Annotated in this window: 14 protein-coding genes; 1 reads left to right on the top strand and 13 read right to left on the bottom strand. The window is 64.6% G+C overall.

The window, feature by feature from the left end; all coding sequences use genetic code 11:
- Positions 1-17: 17 nt before the first annotated feature.
- Positions 18-221 carry a hypothetical protein gene (locus tag ACIPZG_RS07505; RefSeq protein WP_400711744.1) on the bottom strand — a complete coding sequence of 68 codons (204 nt, stop codon included), beginning with the start codon at positions 219-221 and terminating at the stop codon, positions 18-20.
- Between the two features lie 128 nt (positions 222-349).
- On the bottom strand, positions 350-679 hold the full coding sequence (locus ACIPZG_RS07500; RefSeq protein WP_400711741.1) for a hypothetical protein: 330 nt from the start codon (positions 677-679) through the stop codon (positions 350-352).
- Between the two features lie 391 nt (positions 680-1,070).
- Between ACIPZG_RS07500 and ACIPZG_RS07495 the strand changes: the two genes are divergently transcribed.
- Entirely contained in the window at positions 1,071-1,820 is a 750-nt protein-coding gene (locus ACIPZG_RS07495; protein WP_400711738.1) for a FadR/GntR family transcriptional regulator, read from the top strand.
- 66 nt (positions 1,821-1,886) lie between these two features.
- Here the strand turns inward: ACIPZG_RS07495 and ACIPZG_RS07490 are convergent, their stop codons facing one another.
- The 11 genes from ACIPZG_RS07490 to ACIPZG_RS07440 form a co-directional block, all read right to left on the bottom strand.
- Complete coding sequence (locus ACIPZG_RS07490; RefSeq protein WP_400711735.1) at positions 1,887-3,467, bottom strand: aldehyde dehydrogenase (NADP(+)); 1,581 nt, start codon at positions 3,465-3,467, stop codon at positions 1,887-1,889.
- A gap of 134 nt (positions 3,468-3,601) precedes the next feature.
- Entirely contained in the window at positions 3,602-5,155 is a 1,554-nt protein-coding gene (gene garD / locus ACIPZG_RS07485; protein ID WP_400711732.1) for a galactarate dehydratase, read from the bottom strand.
- A gap of 79 nt (positions 5,156-5,234) precedes the next feature.
- A complete protein-coding gene (locus ACIPZG_RS07480) occupies positions 5,235-6,599 on the bottom strand; it encodes an MFS transporter (RefSeq protein WP_400711729.1) in 1,365 nt (454 codons plus the stop codon).
- A 103-nt stretch (positions 6,600-6,702) separates the two neighbouring features.
- Positions 6,703-7,614: a 5-dehydro-4-deoxyglucarate dehydratase gene (gene kdgD, locus ACIPZG_RS07475; RefSeq protein WP_400711726.1), complete on the bottom strand. Its 912-nt coding sequence runs from the start codon at positions 7,612-7,614 to the stop codon at positions 6,703-6,705.
- A 352-nt stretch (positions 7,615-7,966) separates the two neighbouring features.
- A complete protein-coding gene (locus tag ACIPZG_RS07470) occupies positions 7,967-8,776 on the bottom strand; it encodes a gamma-glutamyl-gamma-aminobutyrate hydrolase family protein (protein ID WP_008091374.1) in 810 nt (269 codons plus the stop codon).
- A gap of 351 nt (positions 8,777-9,127) precedes the next feature.
- Positions 9,128-9,910: an amino acid ABC transporter ATP-binding protein gene (locus ACIPZG_RS07465; RefSeq protein WP_400711723.1), complete on the bottom strand. Its 783-nt coding sequence runs from the start codon at positions 9,908-9,910 to the stop codon at positions 9,128-9,130.
- Between the two features lie 22 nt (positions 9,911-9,932).
- Positions 9,933-11,177, bottom strand: coding sequence for an FAD-dependent oxidoreductase (locus tag ACIPZG_RS07460; protein WP_400711720.1), 1,245 nt, complete (start codon positions 11,175-11,177; stop codon positions 9,933-9,935).
- A 15-nt stretch (positions 11,178-11,192) separates the two neighbouring features.
- A complete protein-coding gene (locus ACIPZG_RS07455; protein ID WP_008091370.1) occupies positions 11,193-11,903 on the bottom strand; it encodes an ABC transporter permease in 711 nt (236 codons plus the stop codon).
- Positions 11,900-12,619, bottom strand: coding sequence for an ABC transporter permease (locus ACIPZG_RS07450; protein WP_400711717.1), 720 nt, complete (start codon positions 12,617-12,619; stop codon positions 11,900-11,902). Before ACIPZG_RS07450 ends, ACIPZG_RS07455 begins: the two co-directional genes overlap by 4 nt.
- 177 nt (positions 12,620-12,796) lie before the next feature.
- Positions 12,797-13,549 carry a transporter substrate-binding domain-containing protein gene (locus tag ACIPZG_RS07445; RefSeq protein ID WP_400711714.1) on the bottom strand — a complete coding sequence of 251 codons (753 nt, stop codon included), beginning with the start codon at positions 13,547-13,549 and terminating at the stop codon, positions 12,797-12,799.
- Positions 13,550-13,570: 21 nt separating this feature from the next.
- The gene (locus ACIPZG_RS07440) at positions 13,571-14,434 is read right to left on the bottom strand and encodes a MurR/RpiR family transcriptional regulator (protein ID WP_400711712.1); all 864 of its coding nucleotides are present in this window, start codon (positions 14,432-14,434) and stop codon (positions 13,571-13,573) included.
- Between the last annotated feature and the right edge of the window lie 9 nt (positions 14,435-14,443).

Below are 14,443 nucleotides of genomic sequence, written 5' to 3'. Positions count from 1 at the left end.
TGTTCGATTCCTGCCGGCTAAATCAGCCTGAGCCGGTCTTCCACGCCCTCAAGGAATCGAACATGGCTACCCGTATCGCCCTCAGCGCCACCGGCGGCGCTGAGGTCGTGCAACTCCAACACCTGCAAGCCCAGCAGCCCGGCCAACAATGCAGGCGCAACTTGCGCAATAAATTGCTTAGAGTTCAGTAGCTTACGATCATTTTCTGAACGGTGGCTCACGCGTGCGGGTGCTGCCGCAATGGCGCCGGACGTGGCAGCAGGTATCTACTTGTGGGTGCGCCCCTCGGCGCGCAATCTTCTCGACCTAATATGAGAAATGTCTGTTAAGCATATGAAAAATAAATTATTTATTTTTTGGCTAGCGCATGCTGAACACATTGCTCGTAGTAGGTTTGCTTGATCGCAGGCGGCTTCAATTGGGAGCGGCTGTTGTAGGTCTGTTCGGTAATGCCGAAGGCCGTCATGCGCATCCATGGCTTGGGGAACCTGCGCTTTTGCAGCTTGTTGCGCGTAGCGTACAGGGTGACGCCGGAAAGCTTGGCCTGCTGGGCCTCGGCGGCAATCTGCGAACCCCAGTCACAGACCTGGCGATCATTCTGGCTCAGCGTCCTGGCGTGGGCGCCGAAGGCGGTCGAGGCCAGCAGGCAGCCGGCCATCGTTGCTAGAAATACTCGCATGTTGCTGTCCTAAGCATCTGAAGATGAAGGGAGTTTGCCTTTGGATTGGCAGGCTGGGGGCCAGCACTTTGCCTCTAAGGGTAATGGCGGTGCGCAGGGATGTAGGGGGCGGAAATTGAGCGCCGCTTGCGCGGCGCATCGCGGATGAATCCGCTCCTACACACGCGGCGGGTTTCCATGCACCAGGCTGGCAACCATGACCTGTCAGGCATAGGCACGTTGCAACAAATGTAGGAGCGGATTTATCCGCGATGCGCTGCGCGGGCGGCGCGCGATCTGCGCACCACTGATGCATATGAACCGAGCCTAATAAATACCCCATCGCCCATATGTGATCGTACAACTGCTTGCGCTATCATGACGGCTGTCTTTCGAGGTGAAATACAGGGACATGACAGAGCAGCAGGTACAAGCACGGACCCGGCGCAAACCGCGCAGTCTGGCCCAGGAACTGGTCACGGTGCTGACCGAGCGCATCCGCAGTGGCCAGCTCAAGCGCGGCGACAAACTGCCGACCGAATCGCAGATCATGGCCGAGGAAGGCGTCAGCCGCACCGTGGTGCGTGAGGCGATCTCGCGGCTGCAGGCCGCCGGGCAGGTCGAGACGCGCCACGGTATCGGCACCTTCGTGCTGGACATGCCTGCCACGGGCGGGTTCCGCATCGACCCCGCCACCGTGGTCACCTTGCGCGAAGTGTTGGCGGTGCTGGAACTGCGCATCGCCCTAGAGATCGAGTCCGCCGGCCTGGCCGCGCAGCGGCGCAGCGATGAAGCGCTGGCCGGCATGCGTGCGGCGCTGGATGAGCTCAACGAAGGGGCCGCGCATGCCAACGATGCGGTGTCGGCGGATTTCCAGTTCCACCTGCGCATCGCCCAGGCCAGCGGCAACCATTATTTCGCCGATATCATCAACCACCTGGGCACCAGCATCATTCCACGGACCCGGCTCAATTCGGCGCGCCTGGCGCATGATGACCAGGCGCACTACATGGGCCGCCTGATGCATGAGCACGAAGCTATCTACGAGGCCATTGCCCGGCGCGACAGCGAGGGGGCGAAGATGGCCATGCGCATGCATTTGAGCAATAGCCGTGAGCGGTTGCGCCAGGCGCATGAAGAGGCCGAGGCGCAAGGGGTCTGATTTTCGCGCTGGCCAGTACAGACAAAAGAAAGCCCCGCATTTGCGGGGCTTCTTGCATCAGGGCACTCAGATCGCCCCATCACTCCACTGCCCATTCACCAGGCGCCGCAAGCCCAGCGGGTTGCCATCGCGCAGCGCCTCGGGCAGCAGCGCCTGTGGGTAGTTCTGGTAGCACACCGGGCGCAGGAAGCGGTCGATGGCCAAGGTGCCGACCGACGTCCCACGGGCATCGGAAGTGGCCGGGTAAGGGCCGCCGTGCACCATCGCATCGCACACCTCGACACCGGTCGGATAACCGTTGACCAGGATCCGGCCGACTTTCTCTTCCAGCAGCGGCACCAGCCAGGCAAAGGCTTCGAAGTCTTCCGGCTCGCCGATCAGCGTCGCGGTCAGCTGGCCGCGCAGGCCGAGCAGGGCGGCGCGCAATTGCGCATTGTCCTGCACCTCGACCGCCACAGTGGTCGGGCCGAACACTTCTTCCTGCAGCAGCGGGTCGGCTTCCACCAGCAGGCGGGCATCGGCCTTGAACAGCTGGGCACGCGCCTGGCTGCCTTGCTGGGGCTGGCCGGCCAGATGGGTAATGCCGGCGTGTGCCTGCAGGTGCTCCAGGCCGCCGACGTAGCTGCGCAGGCCACCGGCATTGAGCAAGGTCTGCCCGGCCTGGGTATCCAGGTACTGGCCGAGGTCGGCAAGCAGCTGGCTGTACTGCGGCGATTGCAGGCCGATCACAAGGCCTGGGTTGGTGCAGAACTGCCCAGCACCCAGGCAGACCGAGCCGGCCAGCTCGCGGGCAATGGCGGCGCCGCGCTTGGCCAGGGCGCCGGGCAGGATGATCACCGGGTTGATGCTGGACATTTCAGCGAACACCGGAATCGGCTGCGGGCGCTCGGCGGCCATGCGGCACAGGGCATCACCGCCCTTGAGCGAGCCGGTAAAGCCGACTGCCTGGATCGACGGGTGCTTGACCAGCCACTCGCCGACGCCACCCCCGAAGACCATGTTGAACACGCCCTTGGGCATGCCGGTACGTTCGGCGGCGCGCTGGATCGCGCAGCCGACCAGGTCGGCGGTGGCCATGTGGCCGCTGTGCGCCTTGAACACCACCGGGCAGCCGGCGGCCAGGGCAGCAGCGGTGTCACCGCCGGCGGTGGAGAAGGCCAGCGGGAAGTTGCTGGCGCCGAACACCGCCACCGGGCCGACGCCAATGCGCATCTGGCGCAGGTCTACACGCGGCAGCGGCTGGCGCTCGGGCAGGGCCAGGTCGATGCGGGCACCCAGGTAGTCGCCACGGCGCAGTACCTGGGCGAAGAGGCGCATCTGGCCGCTGGTGCGGCCACGTTCGCCCTGGATGCGCGCGGCAGGCAGGGCGGTTTCACGGCAGACGATGGCGACGAAGGCGTCGTCCAGTTCATCCAGCTCGGCGGCAATGGCTTCGAGGAATTCGGCGCGGCGCGCAGGCGCCAGCTGGCGGAATTCGGCGAAGGCTGCGGCGGCTGCCTGGGCGGCCTGATCGACTTCGGCCTCGGTGGCCTGGGCGAAGCTGTAGGACAGGGCCTCGCCGGTGGTGGCGTCCAGGCTCTGCAGGCGCTGAAGGCCGGCGGCGCTGCGCTGGCCGGCGATGAAGTTGTGGCCAAGAATCTCAGGCATGGGGTGCTCCAGTGATGAAAAGATTTATCGCGGGGTGGGTGTGGGAGCCGGCTTGCCGGCGATCACCGGCAAAGCCGGTGCCACGCACCGCAGTGCCTGCATCGCCGGCAAGCCGGCTCCCACAGGGCCAGGTTTCAGGTAATGGGGGCCGGATTGAACAGGGTGATGTCGTTGTGCAGGCGGTGCTGTTCGGCCCAGGTCTGCTTGCGGCCACTGGCCACGTCCAGGTAGTAGTGGAACAGCTCCCAGCCCAGCTCCTCGATGCTCGCCCGGCCACTGGCGATGCGCCCGGCGTCGATGTCGATCAGGTCGGGCCAGCGCTGGGCCAGTTCGGTGCGGGTACAGACCTTGACCACCGGGGCCATGGCCAGGCCATAAGGCGTGCCGCGGCCGGTGGTGAACACGTGCAGGTTCATGCCGGCTGCCAGCTGCAATGTGCCGCAGACAAAGTCGCTGGCCGGGGTGGCGCAGAAGATCAGGCCCTTGCGGTTGACCCGCTCGCCCGGGCCGAGCACACCCTGGATGGCGCCGCTGCCCGACTTGACGATCGAGCCGAGGGATTTCTCGACGATATTCGACAGGCCGCCTTTCTTGTTGCCAGGCGTGGTATTGGCACTGCGGTCGGCTGCGCCTTGCTGCAGGTAGCGGTCATACCAGTCCATCTCGCGCACCAGGGCGTCGGCGACTTCCTGGTTCTCGGCACGGGAGGTGAGCATGTAGATGGCATCGCGCACCTCGGTCACTTCCGAGAACAATACGGTGGCGCCGGCGCGCACCAGCAGGTCGGCGGCATAGCCCAGCGCCGGGTTGGCGGTGATGCCGGAGAATGCATCGCTGCCGCCGCACTGCATGCCCAGGATCAGTTCGCTGGCCGGCACGGTCTGGCGGCGGCGCTGGTCCAGCTTTTTCAGGCGGGTTTCGGCCAGGCCCATGATCTGCTCGATCATCTCGCTGAAGCCGAGGCTGGCATCCTGCAGGCGGTACAGCCAGGGTTCGCTGAGGTCAACCGAGGGATCGTTGTCGTGCATCACCTGGCCGGCCTGCAGCTTCTCGCAGCCCAGGCTGATCACCAGCGCCTCGCCGCCCAGGTTGGGGTTGCGCGCCAGGTTGCGTACGGTGCGGATCGGGATGTAGGCGTCGCGGGCGTTGATCGCCACCCCGCAGCCGTAGCTATGGGTGAGGGCGACCACGTCGTCGACGTTGGGGTACTTGGGCAGCAACTCGGCGCGGATGCGCTTGACCGCATGCTCCAGCACACCGGTCACGCACTGCACGGTGGTGGTGATGCCGAGGATGTTGCGGGTACCGACGGTGCCGTCGGCGTTGCGGTAGCCTTCGAAGGTGAAACCCTCCAGCGCTGGCAAGGGGGCGGGCACCGCGTCGCAGCGGGGCAGGCTGTCCAGCTCCGGGGCGGCGGGCATGGCCAGCTGGCTTTCCTGTACCCAGCTGCCCTGGCGCAGGTCTTCCAGGGCGTAGCCGATGATCTGGCCGTAACGGCGCACCGGCTCGCCCTTGGCGATAGGCACGGTAGCGACCTTGTGGCTCTGCGGCACGCCCTCGACCAGGGTCAGGCCGTCGGCGAAGCGGGCGCCTTCGCCCAGGCCGCCGTCGTTGACCACCACCACGACGTTATCGTCGTCGTGCAGGCGGACGTAGCGCGGCGAGTCGGAATGTTCGATCAACTGCATGATGGGGCCCTGTCTGTCATGTGTGCTCAGGCTTTGTACTGCTGCCCGCGCCCGGGGTCGCCGGGGCGGGCGTGTTCACTCAGTGACGCGCGTCGGCCAGCTCGCCGCTGGCGGCAGGCTGGGTTTCAGGCTTTGCGTCGTCACGCAACTCGATTCGCTTGATCGGGCCGACGATCACCAGGTAGCTGAACACCGCCACCAGGGCGTTGGCACCCACGTAGACCAGGGCCCACTTGAACGAACCGGTGGCGCTGATGATGTAGCCGATGACGATCGGCGTGGTGATCGAGGCGATGTTGCCGAAGGTGTTGAACAGGCCACCGGACAGCCCGGCGATCTGCTTGGGCGAGGTGTCGGCGACCACCGCCCAGCCCAGTGCCCCGATGCCCTTGCCGAAGAAGGCCAGGGTCATGAAGCCAACCACCATCCACTCGGCGTCGACGTAGTTGCAGAACACCATGGTGGTCGACAGCAGCAGGCCGCAGACGATCGGCAGCTTGCGCGAGAAGGTCAGCGAATTGCCACGACGCAGCAGCCAGTCCGAGATCACCCCGCCAAGCACGCCGCCGATGAAGCCGCACACCGCCGGCAGCGAGGCGATGAAGCCGGCCTTGAGGATGGTCATGCCGCGCTCCTGCACCAGGTACACCGGGAACCAGGTCAGGAAGAAATAGGTGATGGCATTGATGCAGTACTGGCCCAGGTACACGCCCAGGAGCATGCGGCTGGTCAGCAGTTGCTTGATGTAGCCCCACTTCGGGCCCTCGTTGTTGCCGCGCTTCTGGTCCATGTCGACCAAGCCGCCGTTCTGCTCGATGTGTTCGAGTTCGGCGGGGCTGATGCGTGGGTGCTGGCGCGGGTTGTGGATGGTCTTGAGCCAGACCATGGAGAACACGATGCCCAGTGCGCCCATGACCACGAACACGTGCTCCCAGCCGAAGCTGAACACGATCCAACCCATGATCGGGGCGAACAGCGCGGTGGCGAAGTATTGCGCCGAGTTGAAGATCGCCGATGCCGTGCCCCGCTCCTGGGTGGGGAACCAGGCCGCGACGATACGGGCATTGCCCGGGAACGACGGGGCTTCGGCGAAACCGACCAGAAAGCGCAGGGTGAACAGGGTGACCACCGCCCAGGCGACCGGCAGGCCGCCGACAAAACCTTGCAGCAGGGTGAACAGCGACCAGGTGAAGATACTGAAGGCGTAGACGTTCTTCGAACCGAAGCGGTCCAGCAGCCAGCCGCCCGGAATCTGCCCGGCCACGTAGGCCCAGCCGAAGGCGGAGAAGATATAACCGAGGGTGACGGCGTCAATGCCAAGGTCTTTCTGCAGGCTGGAGCCTGCGATGGCGATGGTGGCTCGGTCGGCATAGTTGATCGTGGTCACCAGAAACAGCATGAACAGGATCAGGTAGCGCACATGCGTCTTTTTCGTCGCTTGCATGCTGGCAATACTCCCACTAGTTATTTTTGTGCGGGCTCACGAGTTGTAGCCGGAGTGGGGGCAGCCCACTCCGGGTGCGGCTATGGCAGGCCGCGGGGTGCGCTTATTGCGGACCCATCTTGTCCATCAGTGCCGCGAGCATTTCGTACTCTTCGGCGGTCAGGTCGGTCAGCGGCGTGCGCACCGGGCCTGCGTCATAACCGGCGATCCGGGCGCCAGCCTTGACGATGCTCACGGCGTAGCCGGCCTTGCGGTTGCGGATGTCCAGGTACGGCAGGAAGAAATCGTCGATCAGCTTGGCCACGGTGGCGTGATCGTCACGGGCGATCGCGTGGTAGAAGTCCATCGCGGTCTTGGGCACGAAGTTGAATACCGCCGAGGAGTATACCGGCACGCCCAGTGCCTTGTAGGCCGCAGCATACACCTCGGCGGTCGGCAGGCCACCCAGGTAGCTGAAGCGGTCACCCAGGCGGCGACGAATCGACACCATCAACTCGATGTCGCCCAGGCCGTCCTTGTAGCCGATGAGGTTCGGGCAGCGTTCGGCGAGCTTTTCCAGCAGGTCGGCGTTCAGGCGGCAGACGTTGCGGTTGTACACCACCACACCGATGTTCACCGATTTGCACACGGCTTCGACGTGGGCGGCAACGCCGTCCTGGCTGGCTTCGGTCAGGTAATGCGGCAGCAACAGCAGGCCCTTGGCGCCCAGGCGCTCGGCTTCTTGCGCGTATTCGATGGCCTGGCGGGTGGAGCCACCGACGCCGGCGAGGATCGGCACCGACTTGGCGCAGGTATCGACTGCGGTCTTGATCACCTGGCTGTATTCGCTGGCGGCCAGGGAGAAGAACTCACCGGTGCCACCGGCGGCGAACAGGGCGCTGGCGCCGTAAGGGGCCAGCCACTCCAGGCGCTTGATGTAGCCAGCCTGGTTGAAGTCGCCCTGGGCGTTGAAGTCGGTGACCGGGAAAGACAGCAGGCCGTGGGAGAGGATGGATTTCAGTTCTTGTGGATTCATTGTTGTAAGCATCCTGTGGCGCTTGGGGTGTAGGGTGTCGTGCTGCGATGGAGGTAAGTTATCGTACAACTTGCGCGATGACTAGTCCCTTTTCCAAAATTTTGCGGTTAGGCAAGGGTGACTGCCACTGGATTTGTGGTGCGGCGCTCGATCTCGCAGGCGCAGAAGATGTCCCGACAACCGCCTAAACAGTCATCGTATCTCTTGAGGGAAGGGGTAAAAAACGATCGCGGAGACAGGCACAAACCCGCCGCCCGCTTCCACGGGAAGTGTTCTGGGACCAGCAGAGGGTGACCGGAGAAGCGGGGGCGACCTTGCGCCGCCCCGCGATCAAAGCTAACGAAGCTGAATGTCAGGCGGCCTGTTGGCGCTTGACCTGGGACTTGCGCACCTGGGCGCGGCAGGCGTCGCCGAAGGCCTGGAAGATCTTGATCGAATCAGGGTTCTTGGCCGCTTGCCACTCCGGGTGCCACTGCACGGCGAACAGGAAGGGCGAAATGCTTGGCGCATGAATCGCTTCGACCAGGCCGTCTTCGGCAAGGGCAATCGGCTCGATGCCGGCGCCGAGGTTGCGCAGGCCCTGGCCATGCAGCGAGTTGACGCGAATCTCGTCGGTGCCGAGGGTGTCACGCAGCCAGCTGCCTGGCTTGATCTTCACGCCATGCACCTGGGCGTACTGCACTTCGACAGGGTCTTCCGGGTTTTCCCGGTGGTCGTTGAAGCCAGGTTCTGCGTAGACCTTCTGGTAGATATCACCACCCAGGGCCACGTTGATTTCCTGCATGCCGCGGCAGATGCCGAAGATCGGCAGGCCGCGCTTGATCGCCGCCTTCACCAGCGGGATATCGAACAGGTCGCGGTTGACGTCCTGGCCTTTGCCTGGGGTCTGGTTTTCCTGGCCGTACAGGCTCGGCTCGATGTTGCTGCCGGCACCGGTCAGGTACACGCCGTCGGCCATGTCCAGATAGGTCTCGAGGTCTTCGATGCCACAGCAGGTGGGCACCAGCACCGGGACGCAATCGGAAAACTCGACCAGCGGGGTGATGTATTTGTGGGTCATGACCTGGTAGTCATGGCCTTTGCGCTCTTGGCTGCCCATGGTCATCAGGACGACGGGTTTGCGCAGGGAGGGTTTCTTGTTGCCAATGTTGCTGTTGGACATATGTCACCTTATGACAGGTTCGACCTGCCGTTGTTGTGCAGGTGCACGGCGCGGGGCCTGGTGTGTCACCTGAAGCCCCGAGCACTGCCGGCTCGTCAGAGGCGACGATTCCGGTCGGGGCTTGTTGATAGCTTGCCAGAGCCGTTCGATATGTCAAACGGCTGAAGGGGCCGTGGGAAGGGGTTTTGCGCCGAATTTCAGGGGGTAAAACCCTTGCGAGCCTGAGGCGGCAAGGGTTTGGCAGGGGGTGAGGTCAATAATATTTAACGACGCAGTTGGATCATTGCAGCCGTGCAATAAAGGGGGCCTTGCGGCCCCATCGCCGGCAAGCCGGCGATGGGGCCAGTGAAGTCAATGAAGAATCTGCGCCAAGAACCCCTTGGCCCGCGCGGTACGCGGTTGGTTGAAGAACACCTCCGGCGGGCTGTCCTCGATGATCTGCCCACCCTCCAGGAACAGCACCCGCTCCGCCACCTGCCGGGCAAAGCCCATTTCGTGGGTGACGCAGAGCATGGTCATGCCGGTACCGGCCAGTTGCACCAGCACATCCAGCACCTCGGCGACCATCTCCGGGTCAAGCGCCGACGTCGGTTCGTCGAACAGCATGATCCGCGGCTTCATGCACAGCGCCCGGGCGATCGCCACCCGCTGTTGCTGGCCACCGGAGAGCTGGCTGGGGTATTTGTGCGCCTGGCTTTCGATACCGACCTTGCTCAAATACATCCGTGCCCGCTCCTCGGCATCCTTGCGCGACAGGCCGCGCACGCTGGTGGGTGCCAGCAGGCAGTTGTCGAGCACGCTCATGTGCGGGAACAGGTTGAAATGCTGGAACACCATGCCGATTTCGCTGCGCACCTGGGCGGCCTGGCGCGTGGTGGCGGCAAGGTCGGTGCCTGCTACCTGGATGCTGCCCGTTTGGGCCACTTCCAGGCGGTTGATGCAGCGAATCAGGGTGGACTTGCCCGAGCCGGACGGGCCACACAGGACGATGCGCTCGCCCTCGCGCACCTGCAGGTCGATGTCGCGCAGTACATGGAAGGCGCCGTAGTGCTTGTTCAGGCCCTCGATGCGGATCAATACCGGGCGTGGGTCGGGTTCGGGGGCAAGGCTGGCAACGCTCAGAGGGGCGGTCATGTTGTTGTTCTCCCGCAGGGTTTCAGTCGAAACGTGCCGCGCTGTAAGGCGCAGGGTCGGTGAAAGGGCGCTCGCCGGTGAGCAGCTCGGCCAGCAGGCGGCCGCTGACAGGGCCAAGGGTCAGGCCGTGGTGGGCGTGGCCGAAGTTGAACCACAGGCCCTTGTGTCGTGGCGCCGGGCCGATCACCGGGCGCATGTCCGGCAGGCATGGGCGGCGGCCCAGCCAAGGCTTGTCGTCCAGGCGCTCGCCCAAGGCCGGGAACAGCTTGCGGGCCAGGGCTTCGCAGCGCTCGAGCTGGATTTCGTTGCCCGGCGCATTGCTGGCGGCGAACTCGATACCGGTGGTCAGGCGCACGCCGCGGGCCATGGGCGCCAGTACGTAGCCGCCCTGGGTGTCGCAGATTGCGTGCTGCAGCTGCGCGTCGCCCTGGGTGGCGTAGTGCATGTGATAGCCGCGCTTGATGCCCAGCGGGATCTGGTAGCCCAGGTGCTGGTAAAGGTCGGCCGATTGCGGGCCCAGGCAGGCCACCACTTCGTCGGCGGTGATCGGCCCGCGCTGGCTCTGGACTTGCCACTGGCCGCCGACCTGGCGCAGGGAGCGCGCGTCACCGTGAAGGAACTGCCCGCCACGCTGGACGAACAGCCCGGCGTAGCCACGGGTCAGGGCGCCCGGGTTGTTCACGGTTTTCGGGTCAAGCCAGTGGATGCCGCCCACCACGGCGCTGTCGAGCTGATGTTCGCGCCCCTGCAACTGGCCACGTTCAAGGACTTCGTACTGCAGGCCGTAGCGCGCCAGCCCCTTGAGCTCGGCCTTGGCCCGTTCGAACAGTGCCGGGTCGCGGTACACCTCGATCCAGCCTTTGGCTTGCACCAGCCCTTGCAGGCCGGCCGCTTCGATGAAGGCGTCGTGCTCTTCGACGCAGCGCTGCACCAGCGGCAGCATGTCGGCGGCTGCGCTGGCCAGGCGTCTCGGCGCCGACTGCTGCCAGTAGCGCAGCAGCCAGGGCGCGGCCTTGGGCAAGTGCAGCAGGCTGTAGCGCACATCCGGCTGACGGTTCAGGCCGTAGCGCAGCAGGGCGCCGAACTGGCGGGGGAAGGCGTAGGGGATCACGCTGGAGCGCTCGATCAGCCCGGCATTGCCATGGCTGGTGCCGCTGCCGGGTTCGTCGCGGTCGATCAGGATCACCTGTCGCCCGCGAGCCTGCAGGTGCAGCGCGGTACTGACGCCAACGATGCCGGCGCCGAGGACAAGGGTTTGGCAGTGCATGGAGGTATCCTTCGGTCAGTTCAGGTGGCGGCCCAGGCGGGCTTCCAGGTGTTTGAGCAGGCGCCGCACCAGCTCCACGACCACCAGGTAGAGCACGGCGGCCCACAGGTAGATCTGGAAGTCGAAGCTGCGCGAGAAGGCCAGCTTGGTCACGCCCATCAGGTCGTAGATCGTCACCAACGAGGCGATGGCGCTGGCCTTGATCATCAGGATCAGCTCGTTGCCGAGCGGGCCGATGGCCACCAGCAACGATTGCGGCAGGATCACCTTGAAGAAGGTGGTCGAGCGTTTCAGGTTCAGTGCCCGCGCGGCTTCGTACTGCCCCGGGGCCACTGCCATCAGGCTGCCGCGGAAGATCTCGGCCTGGTAGGCGGCGGTGTTAAGGGTGAAGGCCAGCAAGGTGCAGAACCAGGCTTCGCGGAAGAACCACCAGAGGCCGACGTCCTGCCAGAAGCCCTTGAGCGAACCCAGGCCGTAGTACAGCAGAAACAGCTGGGCCAGCAGCGGCGAGCCGCGGAAGAAGTAGATGTAGCCCGCCGCCAGGCGTTGCAGCAGCAGGTTGCGCGACAGGCGAGCCAGAGCCAGCAGCAAGCCGAGCACGGCACCCAGGCTGAAGGAAATCGCCACCAGCTTGGCGGTCACCAGCAAGCCATCGACGAAGCGCGGGCCATAGCGCTCCAGCAGGTCAGGGTCGAGGACCAGACTCAGCAGTTGTTCGGCACTCATGCGCGTGCTCCTTGCAGGTGGCGGTTGCTGCGCCGTTCGATGTAGGCGAACACCCGCCCGGACAGCGCCGAGAACAGCAGGTAGCCCACGCAGGCGACGCCATAGAAGAACATCGGCTCCTTGGTCACGCTGACCGCCAGGTTGGTCTGGCGCATCAGGTCGACCAGCGAGATGGTCGACACCAGCGAGGTGTCCTTGAGCAGCGACAGCCAGTTGTTGGAAAGTCCCGGCAAGGCGATGCGCGTCAACTGGGGCAGCACCACCTTGAAGAACCCCGTGCGCTTGCTCAGGCCCAGCGCCGAGCAGGCTTCCAGCTGGCCTTTGGGCAGGGTCTTGAAGGCAGCCAGCCAGATTTCGCTGGAAAACGCCGCGAACACCAGGCTGAAGGCGATCATCGCGGCGAGGAAGGTGTTGATCAGGAACTCGCCTTCATAGCCCATGGCGGCCAGCAGCTTCTGCGCGGCGATCTGGCAGCCGTAGTAGATGATCAGCAGGGTGAGCAGTTCGGGCAGGCCGCGGAACACGGTCGAGAAAGTGGTGGCCCAGGCGCGCGGCAGGCGTTTGCGCGAGCGGGCCGCCAGGGCCACGGCCAGCCCCAGTGGCAGGCCGATGGGCAGGCAGGCGAGGGCCAGCGACACGGTGACCAGGGCACCGGCCAGCAGCGCCTGGCCCCAACCACCACTGGCGAAGGACAGCAAGGACAATTGGTCGAGCATGACATACCCCTTGAATGGACTGCTCCAAGCGCGGTCTCTGTAGGAGCGGCCTTGCGTCGCGAAAGGGCTGCGCAGCAGCCCCAGAGATTCATGGGGCGCCGCCGAAACCCTGGGGCCGCTTTGCGGCCCTTTCGCGACGCAAGGCCGCTCCTACAGAAAATGCGCCAATAGGCGGGATCAGTTGTAGATATCGAAGGCGAAGTACTTGCTGGCGATCTTCTGGTAAGTGCCGTTGGCGACGATCTCGGCCAGTGCGGTATTGAGCCGCTGGCGCAGCGCCTCGTCGTCCTTGCGCACGGCAATGGCGGCATCGGCCTTGGTCCCGGCCACGTCACCGAGGACTTTGCAGCAGTCCTGGCCGTTCTTGTTCATCCACTCGTGCAGCGGGAACTTGTCGGCGATCACCCCGTCCAGGCGGCCGGCGGCGAGGTCGGCGTTAGCTTCGTCCATGGTCGGGTACAGCTTCACGTCGGCGCCGGCCTTGGCGTAGACGTCCTCGGCGTAGATCGCCTGGGTCGAAGACGACTGGGCACCCACGGTGAAGCCATTGAAGGTGGTCTGGGCGTCGCTGATCTTGCTGTCCTTGGCCACGGCGACGGTCAGCGGTGTGCGGTAGTAGTGGTCGGTGAAGGCGATTTTCTTGCGCCGCTCCTCGGTGTCGATCATCGAGGCGACCACGGCATCGTATTTGCGCGCCATCAGCGCCGGGATGATGCCTTCCCAGTCCTGGGCGACCAGGGTGCACTCGACTTTCATCTGCGCGCACAGGGCATGAGTGATGTCGATGTCGAAGCCGTGCAGCTGGTTATCGGCATCGACATAGTTGAAGGGCGGGTAGGCGCCCTCGGTGGCGAAGCGCAGGGTTTCGCCACTGGCTGCACCCGCCAGCAGCAGGGCACACGCACCCACCATAGCCATGGTCTTGTTCATCTTGCACCTCTTGCACTCTTGCTATTGTTGTTTGCCCGCCGTGTAACCGACGAACTCGTTATGTAGAGCGGCAGTCGCTTCCAAGCGTTTTTCAACATCAGGCCCGAGTTTCCGGCAGACCTCGTTGACCATCAGGTGCACCCACGACAGCATCGCCGAGGTGGATTCCCAGAACAGATTGAACTCGGTGGGGATGCGGAACACCTCGTCGGCGTTGGCATCGGCCCAGTCACAGAAGGTGTCGGTCACCAGGGTGACCGGGATGCCCGCCTGGCGTGCCTTCTGGCACAGCAACAGGGCGTGGCGGGAATAGCGGCGCGCCTCGAACACCACCAGGGCGCTGTTTTCCGGTCGCCCCAGCAGCACTTCGCCAAAATGCCCGGCGCTGCCATCGACCACCTGCACGCCGTCGCGCAGGTAATGCAGCAGGTGCGCCATGCACTGGGCGACCCCGCGCTCGGTCTGAAAACCGGCGACGAATACCCGTGGCCGTTGGGCCAGACGTTGGGCTGCGCGATGCCAGGGCTCGCTGCGGCTGTATTCATGCACCCGCACCAGCGCGGCGATTTCCAGCTCCAGGCTGCCAGCGCTGGCCGTGTCGTCGTGCTGCTGGCGGTATTCTTGCAGGCGATCACCGACCAGCCACGGGCCATCACCCAGGTCGCTCTGCAGGTCTTGCTTGAGGGCCTTGAGATGGGCATAACCGAGGGCACGGCAGAAACGCCCGACACTGGATTCGCTGACACCGAGCTTGGCGGCGATGCTGGCCGAGGTCTGGAATGGCAGTTCGTGGAGGTTGGCGAGCATGTAGCTGGCAATCTTGCGGCCCGAGGCGGCAGCCCCTTGCAGGCTGCTTTCCAGGCGTTGCTTGAGCGATTGGTTCATGCTGCTGCT

This window comes from Pseudomonas sp. NPDC089395 (assembly GCF_044749525.1).
Lineage (GTDB): Bacteria > Pseudomonadota > Gammaproteobacteria > Pseudomonadales > Pseudomonadaceae > Aquipseudomonas.
The sequence above is the reverse complement of the archived record's forward strand: the minus strand, read 5'-3'. Positions and strand labels throughout refer to the sequence as shown.

Excerpts from the sequence above, each read along its gene's own strand:
- ACIPZG_RS07500 (WP_400711741.1), bottom strand. The coding sequence starts at position 679 with ATGCGAGTATTTCTAGCAACGATGGCCGGCTGCCTGCTGGCCTCGACC.
- ACIPZG_RS07495 (WP_400711738.1), top strand. The coding sequence starts at position 1,071 with ATGACAGAGCAGCAGGTACAAGCACGGACCCGGCGCAAACCGCGCAGT.
- ACIPZG_RS07490 (WP_400711735.1), bottom strand. The coding sequence starts at position 3,467 with ATGCCTGAGATTCTTGGCCACAACTTCATCGCCGGCCAGCGCAGCGCC.
- garD (WP_400711732.1), bottom strand. The coding sequence starts at position 5,155 with ATGCAGTTGATCGAACATTCCGACTCGCCGCGCTACGTCCGCCTGCAC.
- ACIPZG_RS07480 (WP_400711729.1), bottom strand. The coding sequence starts at position 6,599 with ATGCAAGCGACGAAAAAGACGCATGTGCGCTACCTGATCCTGTTCATG.
- kdgD (WP_400711726.1), bottom strand. The coding sequence starts at position 7,614 with ATGAATCCACAAGAACTGAAATCCATCCTCTCCCACGGCCTGCTGTCT.
- ACIPZG_RS07470 (WP_008091374.1), bottom strand. The coding sequence starts at position 8,776 with ATGTCCAACAGCAACATTGGCAACAAGAAACCCTCCCTGCGCAAACCC.
- ACIPZG_RS07465 (WP_400711723.1), bottom strand. The coding sequence starts at position 9,910 with ATGACCGCCCCTCTGAGCGTTGCCAGCCTTGCCCCCGAACCCGACCCA.
- ACIPZG_RS07460 (WP_400711720.1), bottom strand. The coding sequence starts at position 11,177 with ATGCACTGCCAAACCCTTGTCCTCGGCGCCGGCATCGTTGGCGTCAGT.
- ACIPZG_RS07455 (WP_008091370.1), bottom strand. The coding sequence starts at position 11,903 with ATGAGTGCCGAACAACTGCTGAGTCTGGTCCTCGACCCTGACCTGCTG.
- ACIPZG_RS07450 (WP_400711717.1), bottom strand. The coding sequence starts at position 12,619 with ATGCTCGACCAATTGTCCTTGCTGTCCTTCGCCAGTGGTGGTTGGGGC.
- ACIPZG_RS07445 (WP_400711714.1), bottom strand. The coding sequence starts at position 13,549 with ATGAACAAGACCATGGCTATGGTGGGTGCGTGTGCCCTGCTGCTGGCG.
- ACIPZG_RS07440 (WP_400711712.1), bottom strand. The coding sequence starts at position 14,434 with ATGAACCAATCGCTCAAGCAACGCCTGGAAAGCAGCCTGCAAGGGGCT.